This is a genomic window from Fangia hongkongensis FSC776 = DSM 21703 (genome assembly GCF_000379445.1).
Lineage (GTDB): Bacteria > Pseudomonadota > Gammaproteobacteria > Francisellales > Francisellaceae > Fangia > Fangia hongkongensis.
Window position 1 is genome coordinate 165,548 of record NZ_KB902271.1, and the last position, 15,749, is coordinate 181,296.

Consider the following 15,749-nt stretch of genomic DNA (forward strand, 5'->3'; position numbering starts at 1 on the left):
TGTAAAATCATCTAAATTTTATGAATGGCATGCTTAGATGTTCCCTAGCAATGTACTCGTATATGTTTTACACGTTGATGAGTCCAAATATCAAAGTAGAAAAAGTCATATCCAGCAAACTATGCGTTTACATAATATACCCTTTAAGTGGATGCTAAAGGGGGATATTAAAGATATTGACAATCATATTTTATCACAATTTTTTTCTCCTGCATTTACCACTTCCAGTACGGCAGTTGCTTCATGTTGCTATAAACATTACCTTGTATGGCAAGCATTTCTTCATTCAGACTATCAATACTGTCTGGTTTTTGAAGACGATGTATTTTTAGCCCCTGATTTTGTAAAAAAGTTTATGCTTTCAATAGAAGAGCTTGAGAGAAAAGCACTTAGAAAGGTCTCAATTCAATACAGTAACGCTGCTAACCAGTATACCGCTAAATCAAAAATCAGACCACACCAACATTTATATGCTAACCATGGGTGCCGTGCAACCGATGCCTATCTAATAACCAAAGAAACTGCTGAGCTGCGTTGCAACTATATCGAAAAATATAAATTCACTCATCCAGCTGATTGGCAAACAAATATTATGGATAACAATATGAGCATCCAGTTTTTGTGGTTTGAGCCTACTATAGTTGAGCAAGGAACTCAGGCAGGTAAGTTTCCATCCATAATACAGAAAAATAAATATCCTTTATGGGTAGTTAAGATCAAATGGCAAATTAAAAAGTTTTTTAGGCAGAGAAAATAAAATGACTAATAAAGGAAATAAAATTACTCTACAGTTTTGGAGTAAGTCTATTGAAAACCTAGGTGTTTTCAGCTGTATCATGCTTGGTTTTTGGACATCCATTGGAACAGCTGGAGCAACTATCAGCACTGGCTGTTTATATTTCTGTTTTGTTTTATCAGGAAATTGGCGTAAAAAGTTTAGATTACTACAACATCCTATAGCCATTTTAGCAATATTAATTTTTGTTTGGGGACTAATTGGCGTTCTATATAGCGCAGGAAGCTGGGAAGAGTCATTAAATATTGCACTAAAGTATAACAAACTGCTTATTATTTGGTGTGCGTTATATTTTATAAATGGAAATATCAAACGGTTTTCATGGATGCTAGGAGCATTAGCTCTCGGCATTATTCTCAATCTGATTGCTATTTATGTAAACTATTTTTTTATCCCAAGAGCATGGGCGATATCTTTCACTGGAGGGGCTAGTTGGCCCGCGGCTCAAGGACATGGACAATATGCGTTATTTACACTTATATTTGCTTTTAGCTTCCTAGCCACTACCTCAATAAAAATAATTGACAAGAAATGGCGATATATCTTTTTTATGATAGGAGCATTAGCAATGGTTTCCGAAATTTTTTTAAACAGCTCTAGAACTGGCTATGTAATGGAGTTTTTTGTACTTTTATTTTTGCTATTTCAAGCACGAAAAGTTTTGACTATGTTTGGTATCTTATCTTTTATTATTGTACTATTTGGCGGTGCATACCTATTATCACCAATATTTCAACAGCGAGTAGATATAGCAGTCACTAATGTAGCTCATTATACTGAGGGGAAAAGCAATACTACTTCCGTTGGATACCGTCTGTATTTCTATGAAACCTCATATGATATTTTAAAGAAAAACCCTGTTGATTTAATATTTGGACATGGGTCTGGAAGTTATAAAACTGTCACACAACACTACTTTAATCAGTTATCAGATAAAAATCCTAACTTTGCATATAGTAATTTTCCAAACCCTCATAATCAGTATATTTTATTTCTATTTGAAAACGGCATAATAGGACTTCTATTATTTTTATTTTTCCTATATACACTTTGGCGTTACGCAACGACACTACCAATCATCTGGCAAGATGTAATTATTATAAGTATAATAGGTATGGCTGTGAATATGTTGTTCAACTCGACCTTCATGGACTACCCAACCTCCATTATTTTTGTTTCTATTACAGCTCTCTTTGCTTCATATAGACCCAAGATCACCTTTCAGGATCTGAAAATTATACAAAAAGCAACCCACAAAAACTACAAACTCTAAGTATACCGCGAATGGAAAAAAGTTAGCCAATGCACATACAGCTTACTGGAATAGCCCAATGAAAAAAATTAATATTATAACTCCCTCGGTTAAAGAAGGTGGTGGCATGGAACGCTATATTACTGAGCTTACTTCATACTTATCATCAACATATAAGGTTGACGTATACTGTTTAAAATATGATGAATCTGTATATAAAGGTAATAAACATATTACGATCCATCAATCAAAGATTCTGCGTTTCTTCCCACGTTTTTTAAAATATCTTGCCTTTGCGCTTAAGATCTACTTTAAAACAAAAAATAAGCATATCCCTAATATTGCAACCGCACGTATTTTCAATCCCACAGTGTCGATTGTTGGTGGCACGCATATGGCTCATAACAATGAAATGGGAGATAAAAATGGCCTTTATGACCGGATAGAGATATTTTTAGAGAAGAAATCCTATCTAAATGCCAAGTATATTATTGCTCATTCACCTTTAATGGAAAAAGAGATAAATGATTACAACCTTGGTGTAGAAGATAAGATTAAAATGCTTTTTCCGCCTATTAATCTTCATAAGTTCCATTTTCAATCGCATGATAAAGGCGCTTTGAGAGAACAACTAAAGCTACCTCAGAATAAATATATTCTGCTAATTGCAGGCACAGAAGATAAGAGAAAAGGCGTTCCTAATGCTGTTAAAGCTATGAAAGCCCTTGGCGATGATTTTTTCTTAATAATTTTTGGTAAAACATGCAAACTTGATTTACCTCAAAATGCCAAACACTTTGGCGTGGTTGATAATATTGAGCAATACTATGCTGCAACTGATGTAACACTAGTTCCATCTATTTATGAGCCTTTTGGTCTTGTTGTTGCCGAATCTCTGGCAACTGGGACACCGGTAATTCTCTCAAAAGAAACAGGCGCTCGGGTTTTAGTTAATGACAATAACAGCATTACCTTAGAGAATAACTCTCCCGAAGCAATCACCAAGGCAGTACTACACACTAAAGATAAAAAATGGCAGCTTGAACATGATTTTGCACAAAAATCAAAACTTACTTGGGATGAGCATATCAGTGAAATAGAAAAGCTCTTAGACTTAAATCCACAGAGCTCACATTAATACTTAGCTATAGGTTTAAAAGCTTCTGGCGATAGTATTTCATCTCATCAATTGACTCTTTAATATCATCCAGTGCCAAGTGGGTATTTTCCTTTTGAAATGCCTCGACAAGCTCTGGTTTCCACATTGAGGCGGCTATTTTAAATGAGCTCACATCTAAAAGCCTATAGTGGAAGTAATCTTCCAGCTCTGGCATATATTTAGCCAAAAATTTTCTATCTTGCCAAACAGAATTGCCACAAAGTGGAGAGGCATGTTTATTGACATGAGGCTTAATGAAATTGAGAATCATTTTTTCTGCTTCTTCTAGTGAAATATGACTCGCTCTCACTCGCGCTGTTAAACCTGACTCGCCATGTGTCTTAGTGCACCATGTGTCCATTTTTGCCAAAACCTCTTCTGGCTGGTAAATTGCAATCGCATCAGACTCGGCAACAACATTAAGCTCACTATCGGTAATAATGGCGGCAATTTCGATAATATGACAGTTATAAATATCAAGCCCTGTCATCTCCAAATCTAGCCAGATTAAATGTTTTATTTTGCTCATAATTGCTAGTCCTTTGCGCGTGAGACATACTCTCCTGTGCGCGTATCCACCTTAATCAGCTCTCCTTGTTGAATAAACAAAGGCACGCGAACAACTGCACCTGTTTCAAGCGTTGCAGGCTTTCCTCCTGTTCCAGCAGTATCCCCTTTAAGACCTGGATCTGTCTCAGTAATCGTCAGTTGCACAAAATTCGGCGGCGTCACGCTAATTGCCTCACCATTAAAAAGTACAACTGTACACTGATCTTGCTCTTTTAGCCATTTTTTAGCATCACCAAGCGCAACCTCACTCACGCTATATTGCTCAAATGTTTCATCATGCATAAAAACATAAAATTCACCATCAAAGTAAGAGTAGCTTGCAGTTGTTTCAACAACATCGGCAGCCTCAACACTTTCACCTGATTTAAAGGTTTTCTCAATCACGCGCCCATTTTTTAAATTTTTAAGCTTAACCCTGTTAAATGCTTGCCCTTTTCCAGGCTTGACAAATTCATTCTCAACAATGGCCATCGGGTTTCCATCAATCAAAACTTTTAGACCACCTTTAAATTCATTTGTACTAAAACTTGCCATCTTAAACCTCTTTAGTATATTAACGTAAATTTTGATATAAATGCTAAACCAGAATATGATACACGAAAAAGCCCCCACTCAACAGAAAATCGATTCAGTTGACTGGAAAAAGTCCCTGCAAAATGCCTTTTCAAACTGGCAGGATTTGGCTGCTTATCTAGAAATTCCCCTTAATGCAGTTAATATATCAAACAGAAAACACTTTGCTATGCGTATTCCTTTAAGCTTTGCTAAGCGCATGGAAAAATCCAACCTCAAAGATCCACTTCTAGCGCAAGTCCTGCCACTTCAGCTAGAACACAGCTCTCCTTCAAGATTTAGTAGCGACCCACTTGATGAAGCTTCATTCTCCCCTTATCCAGGTTTATTGCATAAATATAAAAATCGTGTTCTTTTAATTACTCATCCAGCTTGTGCGGTGCATTGTCGTTACTGTTTTCGACGTGAGTTTGATTACAAAACCCATCAGCAATCAAAAGATAATTGGCAAGATGTTTTTAGCTATATTAATGCACATCCTGAAATTGATGAGGTGATCTTAAGCGGTGGAGATCCGCTGATGCATAACGATTCATATCTGGCTTATTTTGTAGAAAACCTCTCAAAAATTGCACATTTAAAAAGATTTCGCATTCACTCTCGCATTCCTATCGTACTACCAGAGAGAATAACTAAAGAGCTAATCAAAACGCTCTCTAGAACGCATTTGCAAAAAATACTGGTCCTTCATATGAATCATCCAAATGAAATAGCCAATGATGTTATCACTGCTATCAGCGCATTAAAAGCTGCCGGCTTTACGCTATTAAACCAGTCTACTTTGCTTAAAGGGGTGAATGATTCTGTAGCTATTTTAAAAAAACTTTCAGAAAGCTTGTTTATGCATGGCATTATCCCGTATTATCTACATGTATTAGATCAAGTAACAGGCAGCGCACATTTTGCCATCACTGATAATGAAGCAATTGCGCTACATAACAAACTGAAAGCTGAAACCTCAGGTTATCTTGTCCCTAAACTGACAAGGGAGCTTGCCCATGAGCCTGCTAAAACCTGGTTAATTTAAAAGAGAGAATAAGAATGCATATAATAAAAAAATCTTTAATGTTGGCAGCTGTCATTACATCTGGAGCCTATGGAATGAATTGCGATAATACAAATGTTCAAACTGTTTTCAACCTAATTTCATCACGTGCAAATTTAATGCAAAGCGTTGCCGCGGATAAATATACGCAAAATAAAGCGCCTTACGCCGCAGCGCAAGAGCTTAAAGTGCTGAATAACATCGAAAAAATTGCCGCCTCTCAAAAGCTTCCACTGTATCCGCTTTTAACCTTCGCGCAAATACAAATGGACTTCTCAAAACAAATTGAGCAGTACTGGCTAGATAAATGGCATGAAAATCCTCAATCTTTTAACCAAAAGGCAGTTCCACTGGATCAAATTCGACAAGAAATTCACTCAATCGACAGCAAATTGTATCCAGCGATTAAAGCGGCTATTCCTGAGCTTAAATCTTGCCCAATAACAGAACTTTCAGGCCTTTTCTCCCATTCGCTTAAAGCTATTCAAGGGATTCCTAAAAAGCCTGATTATAACCAGATTATGATTCACGCGCTTGTTGTTGTCGCTCAAAATGCTGAATAACTTTATTAGGCGTTAAATCATTCATACATTTCATGTGCCCAAGAGGACAGGTGCGTTTAAAGCAAGGTCGACAGGGTAAATCTTCAACAAAAAGACTCTGCGCTTTTTTGCTTAAAGGTGGCGTAAACTTATCTGAGGTAGAGCCATATATCACCGTCACAGGCACATCAACAGCACAGGCAATATGCATCAACCCTGAGTCATTACTCACAACATGTTCACAAGCTGAGAGTAAATATACCGCATCTTCAAGGCTCGTCTTCCCTGCTAAATCATAAATATTTTTCCCTTTAGAAGATGCCGCAATTTCTTTTGTGCTATCAGTATCTTTTGGGCTGCCTAACAATAACACTTGATAGTCATTTTTAATAAAATACTGTGCGAGCTCTGAGTAATATCGAGTTGGCCACTTTTTAGCAGGTCCAAACTCCGCTCCAGGGCAAAGCGCAATTATTCTCTGACTACTATCCAGCTGATATCTATCAAAAATCAAACGGGCTTTATCAGATTTGAGCCCAAATTTTGGATACGGCAGCACATTAGGTAATGGCGCTTTTTTTTCTATTGCCAGTGCGCAAAAACGCTCGATCATCAATGGATATTGCTTTTTGTTCAGTCGTCTTCGATCATTGAGTAAAATAAAACGCTCTTCCCCATGCCAACCTGTGCGCCGTTTGATCGAAGAGAAAAAAGGAATTAGTGCAGATTTCCATGAGTTTGGTAAGATAATAGCATGAGTATAGCCTTTTCCTTTGAAAGATTTAGCCATTTTTCGCCTTGCAAAAAAACCAAATTCGCCGTGCTTAAACTCAAGGATATGCGCTTGATTTACCTCTGGCATAAATTTTGCAAGCTCAGCACAATGCTTTGGTGCTGCAATATCAATTGAGCAATCTGGATAGCATATTTTCAAATAGCGATAAAGTGATTGCGACATCACCATATCACCCACCCAAGAAGGCGCTATAATGAGATATTTATTCATCAAAATCTATTATTTCTTAACCACAAACTTCGTGCTGCAATATGGGCACACACCCTCATCTTGGTCTCTCAGATCAATATATACCCTAGGATGCTGATTCCAAGAAGCATGCTCTGGTAAAGGACAGCATATACGATGATTTTCCTCTACTTCCACCGTTAAAATATTCTTTTGCATTATCAATTATTCCAGCGACTATTTGTGCGTAGTCTATCACAATATGTTAAGTGCATTAAGCAATACTTACACAACCTGACTTCAGCATTAAAAGACATGACCCATTAGGAAATAAACAGATCTCAAGCCCATTATTCTTGGAAAAGTAAGCGCGTAACAGAAGTGTTACATAGAAATACATACTTGAAACAGCTTTTTTCATTAGAAACTTTTATAGTTGTTGCTGAAGGAAGCGAATGCGTTCTGTGGAAACAAATAAAATTAGTGAGGTGTATGATGATACATGTAGGCTACTATTATATGTCAGAAGTAAGAAGACAAGATGAAGCAAGAAAACGTGCTCAAGCAAAAAAATCTATTCGTTAGGACGCTGCCGTTATACTTTTTGCACACAGTAAATATACTATTAAACAAATAAGCAATATGCCAGAAGCACTAAGCATAACGGCTTCAGCACCAAGCGCCATTAATATTCCCCCAAAAAGTGCGGCTGTCCCCCAGCCAAATCCTTTAGCAAGTGTATATAGCACACCTGAGATCAGTCCTTGGCGATTCGCAGGGACGGCACCAGAGAAGCTTACCACCAATAGCGAAAACATGACCATATCACCAAATGCCATAAGAAAGCTAAATAAATAGACAAATATTGATAGGCTTTCATTTCCTACAAAAGAAAGTGCTGAAATGCCAAGTGTGCTTATTAGCATCGCTAATATGGCAAGTATGTAAAGCATATGATGACTTAGAAATTTCTGCAATATTGGCAAGAATATCAAGGCTGAACACATTAAAGAAAGCCCAATAAAACTTACCAATAAGCCTATTTCACTCACATTAAAGCCAAAACTTAGCTTGGCAATTGGCTGCACAAATTGAAAAAACACGCCCCATGCAATTTGATCTAATAGCAATAAAATAACCAAAATAACGATTCTTTTTTGCTTTAAAAGTGTAATCGAGCCGCCTTTTATTTTTTCTGTTTTTGGTTGGGTATAATATTTATTCGGGCGATAGAAATAAAAAATTATCGCTATCAGCGGGATCGATGCGTATAAAAGAATATAATAAGGGGCAATAAAATTGCCAGTGCTACTCATAATAACGCCACCGATATATGGCCCTAAAACAAATGCAGCCCCCGTGAAAAACTGTAAAAGCCCAACCCAAAGAAGCTTCTTTTTATGATGATAGGCGGCACTTGAAACGCTAGCAATCACAACTGGGAACATTCCATAGAGCAAATGTCCGATGATATAACCAATAATAAAAAGTAATAATAGCTCACTTTTAGCCGCCCAAAGAGCAAAACTTGCTGTAATAAAAACTGAAACAACCGAGATACTGGCAACTGGTTTACGACCTATTTTGTCTGAGGCCCACCCCCAGATTAAATTTGCACATAAGCCTGCAATTTGTGATGCCATCATAAATACACCATACATAACACTTTGTGTATGATGCGCTTGTGCACCTATGGCAAATGGAGAATGTGGGTCAAAAAATAGCTGCACATAGCTTGGATTAATCAGCGCATAGAGAAATTCAGTTGAAAATATCAGTAAATATGCCTGAATAAAAAACTGATAGGGCACTGATTGTGAAGATACCTGTCGCATAGGATCAAGTTCCTTAAATAATCTTTCATCTTTAATTCAGCTGACGATTGTATCATAGCGTGGTGCTTTTTGCCCTTTTATTTTAATGCGCTCGTCTACTGGTGAGAATAATAAAGATCACAAGGGAATAAACACCTATTACCACAAAATACCATACTGTTGACAGAAGTGCTGCATTAAGTGGTGAAATGTAGCTTATCATCGGTAAGGTTGCAAGATAGATAATAAGGAAAATACACTTTCTAAGCGCCTGCATTAAGCTATCAACCTTATTTATCACTGAAGTTATAATAAAAACCAACTGGAAAATAAGCACAATCACAGTAATTTCAAACACAATTTTATAGCTGCCAAGTGAAATTAAAATATTGAAAATTGTAAAAAGGATAAATGAAATAATCACTCCAAATGGCATTCTAAACTTATACTCTTCTCGCTTAACATCTTTTCGAAAAACTGTCAGCGCCAGTGGCACGGTTTTATAAGAAAGGATATGAAATAAGCCAAGCACTTGCGCGAGATCAGACCAACTATTAAAACTAAATAAGAAAACCACTGCCAATAAGGCATTGAAAATAAGTGAACGTCTTGATAAACCATAGATTGGATGAACATTATCAAAAAATTGTGGCATCTGTTTTTTGCGCGCCATTGCTGTAAACATTCTTGATGCTGACCCAGTAAATGCAAGCGCGGTGCCCATTGGTGCAGCAACCGCACCGATATATAACACAACAATAAAAAAATTGAGCCCTAAAATACCCACTAGTTGGACAATAGGCGCACTCATATTAAAGCTATCCCAGCCATGGGCTAAAAATGATGGCGGAAGCGCACCAATAAAGGCAACTTGTAATACAATATACAGGATAAAACTCACAAAAATTGCAATAGTTAGCGCCCAAGGAATTGTTCTTGTTGGGTTATGAATCTCACTGGAGAAAGATAAAATAGTCTGAAATCCATTAAATGAAACAATAATACCTGCCGTTAAAATCGTTACAATGACCGAGGTAAAGCCATAAGGCATAAAACTGCCACCGGCAGATGTGAAATTATGCGGATGGAATGCCGCACATAAAAGAATAATTACCGTAATCACAGGCACGGCAAGTTTAATCACAGTGATGAGATTATTGGCCTTTGCTAAAAGCTTAATCCCCCAAAAATTGACTAAGGTATAAAAAATAACAAATACAAGTGCGAGCAAACTCCCTATTAACGTCATGCTTTCAGTGGCATCAAAAAACAAATGATGCCAACTCGGGACAATATTCACCAAATACTGGACAGTCGCATCAGCCTCCAAAGCAATAACAGCAACGATTCCTAACCAGTTTGCAATCGCAAAAGGAAAACCAAAATATTGATTATGCGATAAGGTTGTAATTACTGCTGATAAGCCTCGTATAGGGTGCAGCGTTGCAATCTCAGCATAACACATGGCTAAAAGGTAGATAATAAGTGTTCCAATCGTCCAAGAAAGAATTGCAGCAGGTCCTGAAATATGTGCTGCAACATAAGGGGCAAATAGCCAGCCACTGCCTACAATTGAAGATATACCAATGAAGCTTGCCGATGCCAGTTTAATTTTCTGTTGACTCATATTATTATAGTTATATTTATCCGTTCATAAAAGTGTAAGCGATTTTATCTCTTTTTCTTAGCTTTAACTATACTTTAGCGTAACTTCCCGAACATGAAGATTAATGATCAATCAACATCAGATTAGTATACAACCTCCTGCCACTAGCAGATAAAAATCACCACCCGCCTCACAAGAAGCACTGTCAAATGATCGATCCGTGGTATACAATAAAATTTGCTCAGATTGCTAAACGATAAGGACTTTACATTGTGACAATACAGTTTCAGCACATTGCTATTATTGGAACGCACACAAATCCATCCGTAGCACAAACCGTATGTCAATTATTTCAATTGCTCTGTCAACATACAAACGCCTATCTAGAAAATGAAACCGCGCAAACGCTTGATTGCCATGTTGATAAATCCTATTCGCTCAAAGAACTGGCCCAGATTTGTGATCTTGTCATCGTTGTTGGCGGGGATGGCAATTTTTTAAATGCAGGTAGAAGCCTCTCTATACTAAAAAGCATCCCCATTATTGGTATTAACCGAGGCAAACTTGGCTTTTTAACAGATATCACACCTGATGAGATTGAGTCACGTTTATTTCCTATTTTAAAAGGCCACTATGTTAAAGAAAAACGCTTTATGCTTGAGGCCTCAATTAAGAAAAAAGATACTAGTAAATATAACCATACTACCGTTGCACTCAATGATATTGTCATTGCCGCAGGACAACATAACCGGCTTTTTCAAATGAGTGTTCATATTGATGGTCGTTATGCATTTGATCAACGCGCAGATGGCATGATTATCTCAACACCAACAGGCTCAACAGCTCACGCTCTATCAGCCGGTGGTCCCATTATGCATCCAAGCATTGATGCGATCGTACTGGTTCCCATGTACTCACACTCACTGAATAGTCGCCCGCTTATTCTCAACGCTAAAAGTACAATTGTTATTACTATTGCCGAGTATAATAACCCAGAGCCTGCTCTTAGTTTCGATGGACATACAAAAACCTATCTTCAAGCCGGTGATCGGGTACAACTTAAAAAGTGTAAAAAGTCTGTTACGATACTACATCCTGAAAGTTATGATTACTTCCATTCCCTTCGCTCCAAGCTTCATTGGGGAAAAATGTTATTCCCATAACCTTTTAACCATCTATCAATCAAAGTAAATTTGGCCTGAGCCATTTTTCAGCCTCTGAAATTTCTATCTCTTTTCGCTTTGCATAATCCTCTAGCTGATCTTTGGAGATTTTCCCTACACCAAAGTATTTTGATTCTTTATGTGCAAAGTACAATCCACTGACAGATGCCGCTGGCGATACCGCCATTGATTCGGTCAGCTCAAAACCAAGTGAGTTGACATCTAAAAGCGCAAACAGTGCTTTTTTCTCGGTATGATCAGGGCATGCTGGATAGCCAAATGCAGGTCTAATGCCCTGATATTTACCACGAATTAAATCTGCATTATCAAAGTGCTCATCATTAGCATAGCCCCAGAACTCTTTGCGAATTCTCTCATGCAAGTGCTCTGCAAAGGCTTCTGCTAGCCTATCTGCTAGCACTTTGAACATAATCGCATTATATTGATCATGATTTTCTTCAAACGCTTTAAGCTTGGCGTTCATCTCAATACCGGTTGTCACAGCAAAGGCGCCAATATAATCAGTCACTTGTAGTGTCTTTGGTGCAATATAGTCACTTAGTGCACGAAATGCTTTATCCTTATTACCTGTTTGCTGTCGAAGCGTGTAAAATTTACTGATCACCTTGCCATTATCATCATACACTTCAATATCATTACCAACACTATTCGCCCGATAAAGTCCAAATACGCCGTTTGCTTTTAGCCACTTTTCATGAATAATTTTAGCTAACATTGCCTTGGCATCTGCAAATAGCTTTTTCGCTTCTTCGCCTTTAATAGGATCATTGAGTATTTTAGGGTAACTGCCTTTTAGCTCCCATGCATGAAAAAAAGGGCTCCAGTCAATTCGATCAACCAGCTTTGTTAATGGGTAGTTTTCAAGCACCTGCCTCCCTAAATATTTCGGGCGGTAAATGCTTGTGTCATCAAATGCTAACTCTAATGATTGCGCATTACATTTTTGATAGTCAAAAATAACTCTCGATGTTCTTGTTTTATGATAGTTCTCCACCAATAACTTATATTCATCCTCAATTTTCTGGCAGTAGTTAGCTTTTGTTTTTGCACTAAGTAAATTTGCCATCGTTGAAACAGCGCGAGAGGCATCTAAAACATGCACAGTTGGCGAGTTATGCGCTGGTTTTATCTTCACTGCTGTATGGATTTTTGACGTAGTTGCTCCACCAATTAATAATGGTAAATGAACATTTTGGCGCATCATTTCAGATGCAACGCTAATCATTTCATCCAATGAGGGGGTAATCAGGCCACTTAGCCCAATTAAATCTGCCTTTTCTTTAACTGCTGTATCAATAATCTTTTGGCAAGGTGTCATAACGCCTAAATCAATCACATCATAATTATTACACTGAAGCACGACCCCAACAATATTCTTGCCAATATCATGAACATCGCCTTTAACTGTTGCTAAAACAATTTTCCCCTTTGAGGTTGTGGCAGCTGATTTCTCTTGTTTTAAAAATGGCTCAAGATAGGCCACTGCCTGCTTCATCACACGTGCTGATTTCACCACCTGTGGCAAGAACATTTTACCACTACCGAACAAATCTCCCACAATATCCATGCCAGCCATTAGCGGGCCTTCAATAACTGCAAGCGGGCTTTTAAGTTTTGACCGTGCTTCTTCTGTGTCCTCAACAATATAATGATTAACTCCCTTTACCAGAGAGTAGCTTAAACGATCTTCTATTGGCTTCTCGCGCCAAGATAAATCTTGTTTTTTGCTTTTCACATCAGATGAAATTGACTCGGCATATTCCACTAGCTTCTCACCAGCTAGAGGGTCAGTATTTAGAATAATTGCCTCAATCAGTCCTTTAAGCTTTGGCTCAATATCTTCATAAATAGTCATTTGACCCGCATTGACAATCCCCATGTCCATGCCTGCTTTAATTGCATGATATAAAAATACAGAATGAATCGCCTCACGAACGTGATTATTGCCACGAAAAGAAAAGGAAATATTCGACACACCGCCTGAAATACGAGCATAAGGGCACAGTTTTTTGATTTCACTTGCTGCTTTAATAAAATCAATCCCATAACTGTGATGCGCCTCAATTCCTGTAGCGACAGCAAAAATGTTCGGATCAAAAATGATATCTTCAGCAGGAAAATCAAGCCTATTTACAAGAATATCATACGCACGCTTACATATTTTAACACGTCCATTTAATGTATCCGCTTGACCCTTCTCATCAAATGCCATTACCACAACAGAAGCACCATATTTGAGCGCTAATTTTGCATGCTCAATAAACTCATTTTCACCTTCTTTAAGTGAGATGGAATTGATAACCCCCTTGCCTTGAATTTGCTTTAAGCCTGTTTCAATCACCGTCCATTTGGAAGAATCAATCATTATTGGCACACGAGAGATATCAGGCTCCGCGGCAATCAGTTTTAAAAAACGCTCCATCGCAGCTTCAGCATCAAGCATGCCATCATCCATGTTAATATCAATAATTTGCGCGCCATTCTCCACTTGCATCTGTGCAATTTCAAGTGCACTTTCATAGTCCTTCTCACGGATAAGACGTGCGAATTTCGCGGAGCCTGAAACATTCGTTCTCTCACCAACATTAACAAAGTTCGTCTCTTCTCTAAGCACCATACTCTCAAGTCCTGAGAGCGACAGGGTTGGCTCTATCACAGGGAGCGATCTTGGCTTAACTCCTATAATCAACTCATCCATTTTAGCGATATGAGATGGTGTCGTTCCACAACAGCCACCTATAATATTGACCAGTTTATTATCAACAAAAGGCTTTAGTTTGTTTGCCATAATCTCTGGTGTTTCATCATAACCGCCAAAAGCATTAGGCAAGCCAGCATTCGGGTGCATGCTGGTAAATGATCGAGATACTTTTGAGAGCTCAAGCATATGAGGGTAGAGATCATCCGCACCAAGCGCACAATTTAACCCAACACTTAAAGCTCTTGCATGCATAATTGAATAATAAAAGGCATCCACTGTTTGCCCTGAGAGCGTCCGTCCACTTTGATCCGTTATCGTGCCAGAAAGCATTACTGGTAATACCATATTTTTATCATCAAAATACGATTTAATCGCAAATATGGCGGCCTTTGCATTTAAAGTATCAAAGATAGTCTCAACTAATATCAGATCAACTCCTCCTGCAATAAGACCATCTAAGTTCTCATAATAAGCCTCTACAAGTTCATCAAATTCAATATTTCTAAACCCAGGATCAGTCACATCAGGAGAGATTGACAAGGTGCGATTAGTTGGACCTAAGACACCTGCTACAAAACGTGGTTTTTCTTTAGTAGAGTATTTATCTGCGGCACACTTTGCAATTTCGGCGCCTCTCTTAGCAATCAAATACACCTCTTTCTCCATCCCATAATCTGCCATAGAAATAGAGGTGCTATTAAATGTATTTGTCTCAATAATATCACTACCGGCTGCTAAGTATGCTTCATGAATTTTTTGAATACAATCTGGTTGAGTAAGATTGAGAAGATCATTGTTCCCTTTTTGATCAATTTGAGCCTGTGCAAACTGATCACCACGATAATCCTGTTCACTAAAATCGTATTGCTGAATCATAGTGCCCATTGCACCATCTAGTAGTAGAATTCTCTCTTGTAATAACTTCTCAATCTTATGCATCAATATACACGTTTTTACGAGTCAAAATAGTAAGCTAGCATTATTTTAACAATTGATAAACTGCTATTTTGCAAAAGCCCAAATTTGTATCCACTGCGCGTATTAAATTAAAATATTTCTTTAAGACACGACACACCCAAATAAGTGTGGCACCCAAATATGATTTGGTGCTATTAACGTATAATTAATATTTTGTTGTGTGATATTTATGATGTGCTTATTGTGTCGTTATTTTGTGATTGAATATAGCGTTTGCACACATGGAGAATCTTTGTTGATTCTGGTGTATTGCTGTTTTTTGCTATTGAATAAATAATGGAAGCCTGCTGGCTTGGAATAACTTGGCGGTGACCTACTTTCACATGGCGAATGCCACACTATCATCGGCGTAACTGAGTTTCACTTCTAAGTTCGAAATGGAATTAGGTGGTGCCTCAGCACTATTACCGCCAAAACTTTTNAGCATAAAGCTTTAACAATCTATCATAGAGTAATAACCAAGTCTCTCGGGCAATTAGTACTGGTTAGCTTCATACATTACTGCACTTACACATCCAGCCTATCAACGTCGTAGTCTTCAACAACCCTTTAGGGGAATTTAATT

The 15,749-nt window shown here is 37.9% G+C and carries 13 protein-coding genes and 2 rRNA genes; 6 read left to right on the top strand and 9 right to left on the bottom strand.

The genetic code is table 11. The features are described 5' to 3' along the window. Positions 1-37: 37 nt before the first annotated feature. Genes A37Q_RS15365 through A37Q_RS0111380 form a run of 3 tightly spaced genes read left to right on the top strand, consistent with a single transcriptional unit; the run spans position 38 to position 3,186 of the window. On the top strand, positions 38-757 hold the full coding sequence (locus A37Q_RS15365; protein ID WP_018300401.1) for a glycosyltransferase family 25 protein: 720 nt from the start codon (positions 38-40) through the stop codon (positions 755-757). A gap of 1 nt (position 758) precedes the next feature. Beyond that, entirely contained in the window at positions 759-2,069 is a 1,311-nt protein-coding gene (locus A37Q_RS0111375) for an O-antigen ligase family protein (protein WP_018300402.1), read from the top strand. 58 nt (positions 2,070-2,127) lie between these two features. Next, on the top strand, positions 2,128-3,186 hold the full coding sequence (locus A37Q_RS0111380; RefSeq protein WP_018300403.1) for a glycosyltransferase family 4 protein: 1,059 nt from the start codon (positions 2,128-2,130) through the stop codon (positions 3,184-3,186). Between the two features lie 7 nt (positions 3,187-3,193). On the opposite strand, the gene orn is transcribed toward A37Q_RS0111380, so the two are convergent. Together orn and efp are read right to left on the bottom strand one after the other, a co-directional pair. Next, a complete protein-coding gene (gene orn, locus A37Q_RS0111385) occupies positions 3,194-3,736 on the bottom strand; it encodes an oligoribonuclease (RefSeq protein WP_018300404.1) in 543 nt (180 codons plus the stop codon). Between the two features lie 5 nt (positions 3,737-3,741). Then, positions 3,742-4,311 (bottom strand): elongation factor P, encoded by a 570-nt coding sequence (gene efp, locus A37Q_RS0111390; protein ID WP_018300405.1) that lies wholly within the window; start codon positions 4,309-4,311, stop codon positions 3,742-3,744. Positions 4,312-4,366: 55 nt separating this feature from the next. On the opposite strand from efp, the gene epmB reads away from it, so the two are divergent. Both epmB and A37Q_RS0111400 read left to right on the top strand, forming a co-directional pair. Next, a complete protein-coding gene (gene epmB, locus A37Q_RS0111395; protein ID WP_035405281.1) occupies positions 4,367-5,377 on the top strand; it encodes an EF-P beta-lysylation protein EpmB in 1,011 nt (336 codons plus the stop codon). 14 nt (positions 5,378-5,391) lie between these two features. Further along, positions 5,392-5,958 (top strand): chorismate mutase family protein, encoded by a 567-nt coding sequence (locus A37Q_RS0111400; RefSeq protein ID WP_018300407.1) that lies wholly within the window; start codon positions 5,392-5,394, stop codon positions 5,956-5,958. On the opposite strand, the gene waaF is transcribed toward A37Q_RS0111400, so the two are convergent. The 4 genes from waaF to A37Q_RS15370 all read right to left on the bottom strand — a co-directional run bounded on the left by waaF (position 5,915) and on the right by A37Q_RS15370 (position 10,342). After that, positions 5,915-6,943 (bottom strand): lipopolysaccharide heptosyltransferase II, encoded by a 1,029-nt coding sequence (waaF, locus tag A37Q_RS0111405; RefSeq protein ID WP_018300408.1) that lies wholly within the window; start codon positions 6,941-6,943, stop codon positions 5,915-5,917. The genes A37Q_RS0111400 and waaF overlap by 44 nt on opposite strands. Before the next feature lie 9 nt (positions 6,944-6,952). After that, a complete protein-coding gene (locus tag A37Q_RS16150; RefSeq protein ID WP_083907059.1) occupies positions 6,953-7,120 on the bottom strand; it encodes a zinc-finger domain-containing protein in 168 nt (55 codons plus the stop codon). Between the two features lie 362 nt (positions 7,121-7,482). After that, positions 7,483-8,736, bottom strand: a complete 1,254-nt coding sequence (locus A37Q_RS0111415; RefSeq protein WP_018300410.1) for an MFS transporter — start codon at positions 8,734-8,736, stop codon at positions 7,483-7,485. A gap of 82 nt (positions 8,737-8,818) precedes the next feature. Next, positions 8,819-10,342, bottom strand: a complete 1,524-nt coding sequence (locus A37Q_RS15370) for an APC family permease (protein WP_018300411.1) — start codon at positions 10,340-10,342, stop codon at positions 8,819-8,821. Positions 10,343-10,593: 251 nt separating this feature from the next. Here A37Q_RS15370 and A37Q_RS0111425 point away from each other — a divergent pair, with 251 nt between their 5' ends. Beyond that, entirely contained in the window at positions 10,594-11,484 is an 891-nt protein-coding gene (locus tag A37Q_RS0111425; protein WP_018300412.1) for an NAD(+) kinase, read from the top strand. A 19-nt stretch (positions 11,485-11,503) separates the two neighbouring features. Here the strand turns inward: A37Q_RS0111425 and metH are convergent, their stop codons facing one another. From metH to A37Q_RS0111440, 3 genes are all read right to left on the bottom strand, one after another. Then, a complete protein-coding gene (metH, locus tag A37Q_RS0111430) occupies positions 11,504-15,145 on the bottom strand; it encodes a methionine synthase (protein ID WP_026196675.1) in 3,642 nt (1,213 codons plus the stop codon). 339 nt (positions 15,146-15,484) lie between these two features. Then, positions 15,485-15,599: ribosomal RNA gene (gene rrf / locus A37Q_RS0111435) — 5S ribosomal RNA — on the bottom strand. A 39-nt stretch (positions 15,600-15,638) separates the two neighbouring features. Further along, positions 15,639-15,749: ribosomal RNA gene (locus A37Q_RS0111440) — 23S ribosomal RNA — on the bottom strand; the annotation flags it as partial.

What these genes read in the sequence shown, in the direction of transcription:
- metH (WP_026196675.1), bottom strand. Translation starts at nt 15,145, where the DNA reads ATGCATAAGATTGAGAAGTTATTACAAGAGAGAATTCTACTACTAGAT.
- A37Q_RS0111380 (WP_018300403.1), top strand. Translation starts at nt 2,128, where the DNA reads ATGAAAAAAATTAATATTATAACTCCCTCGGTTAAAGAAGGTGGTGGC.
- efp (WP_018300405.1), bottom strand. Translation starts at nt 4,311, where the DNA reads ATGGCAAGTTTTAGTACAAATGAATTTAAAGGTGGTCTAAAAGTTTTG.
- waaF (WP_018300408.1), bottom strand. Translation starts at nt 6,943, where the DNA reads ATGAATAAATATCTCATTATAGCGCCTTCTTGGGTGGGTGATATGGTG.
- A37Q_RS0111400 (WP_018300407.1), top strand. Translation starts at nt 5,392, where the DNA reads ATGCATATAATAAAAAAATCTTTAATGTTGGCAGCTGTCATTACATCT.
- A37Q_RS16150 (WP_083907059.1), bottom strand. Translation starts at nt 7,120, where the DNA reads ATGCAAAAGAATATTTTAACGGTGGAAGTAGAGGAAAATCATCGTATA.
- epmB (WP_035405281.1), top strand. Translation starts at nt 4,367, where the DNA reads ATGATACACGAAAAAGCCCCCACTCAACAGAAAATCGATTCAGTTGAC.
- orn (WP_018300404.1), bottom strand. Translation starts at nt 3,736, where the DNA reads ATGAGCAAAATAAAACATTTAATCTGGCTAGATTTGGAGATGACAGGG.
- A37Q_RS0111375 (WP_018300402.1), top strand. Translation starts at nt 759, where the DNA reads ATGACTAATAAAGGAAATAAAATTACTCTACAGTTTTGGAGTAAGTCT.
- A37Q_RS15365 (WP_018300401.1), top strand. Translation starts at nt 38, where the DNA reads ATGTTCCCTAGCAATGTACTCGTATATGTTTTACACGTTGATGAGTCC.
- A37Q_RS15370 (WP_018300411.1), bottom strand. Translation starts at nt 10,342, where the DNA reads ATGAGTCAACAGAAAATTAAACTGGCATCGGCAAGCTTCATTGGTATA.
- A37Q_RS0111415 (WP_018300410.1), bottom strand. Translation starts at nt 8,736, where the DNA reads ATGCGACAGGTATCTTCACAATCAGTGCCCTATCAGTTTTTTATTCAG.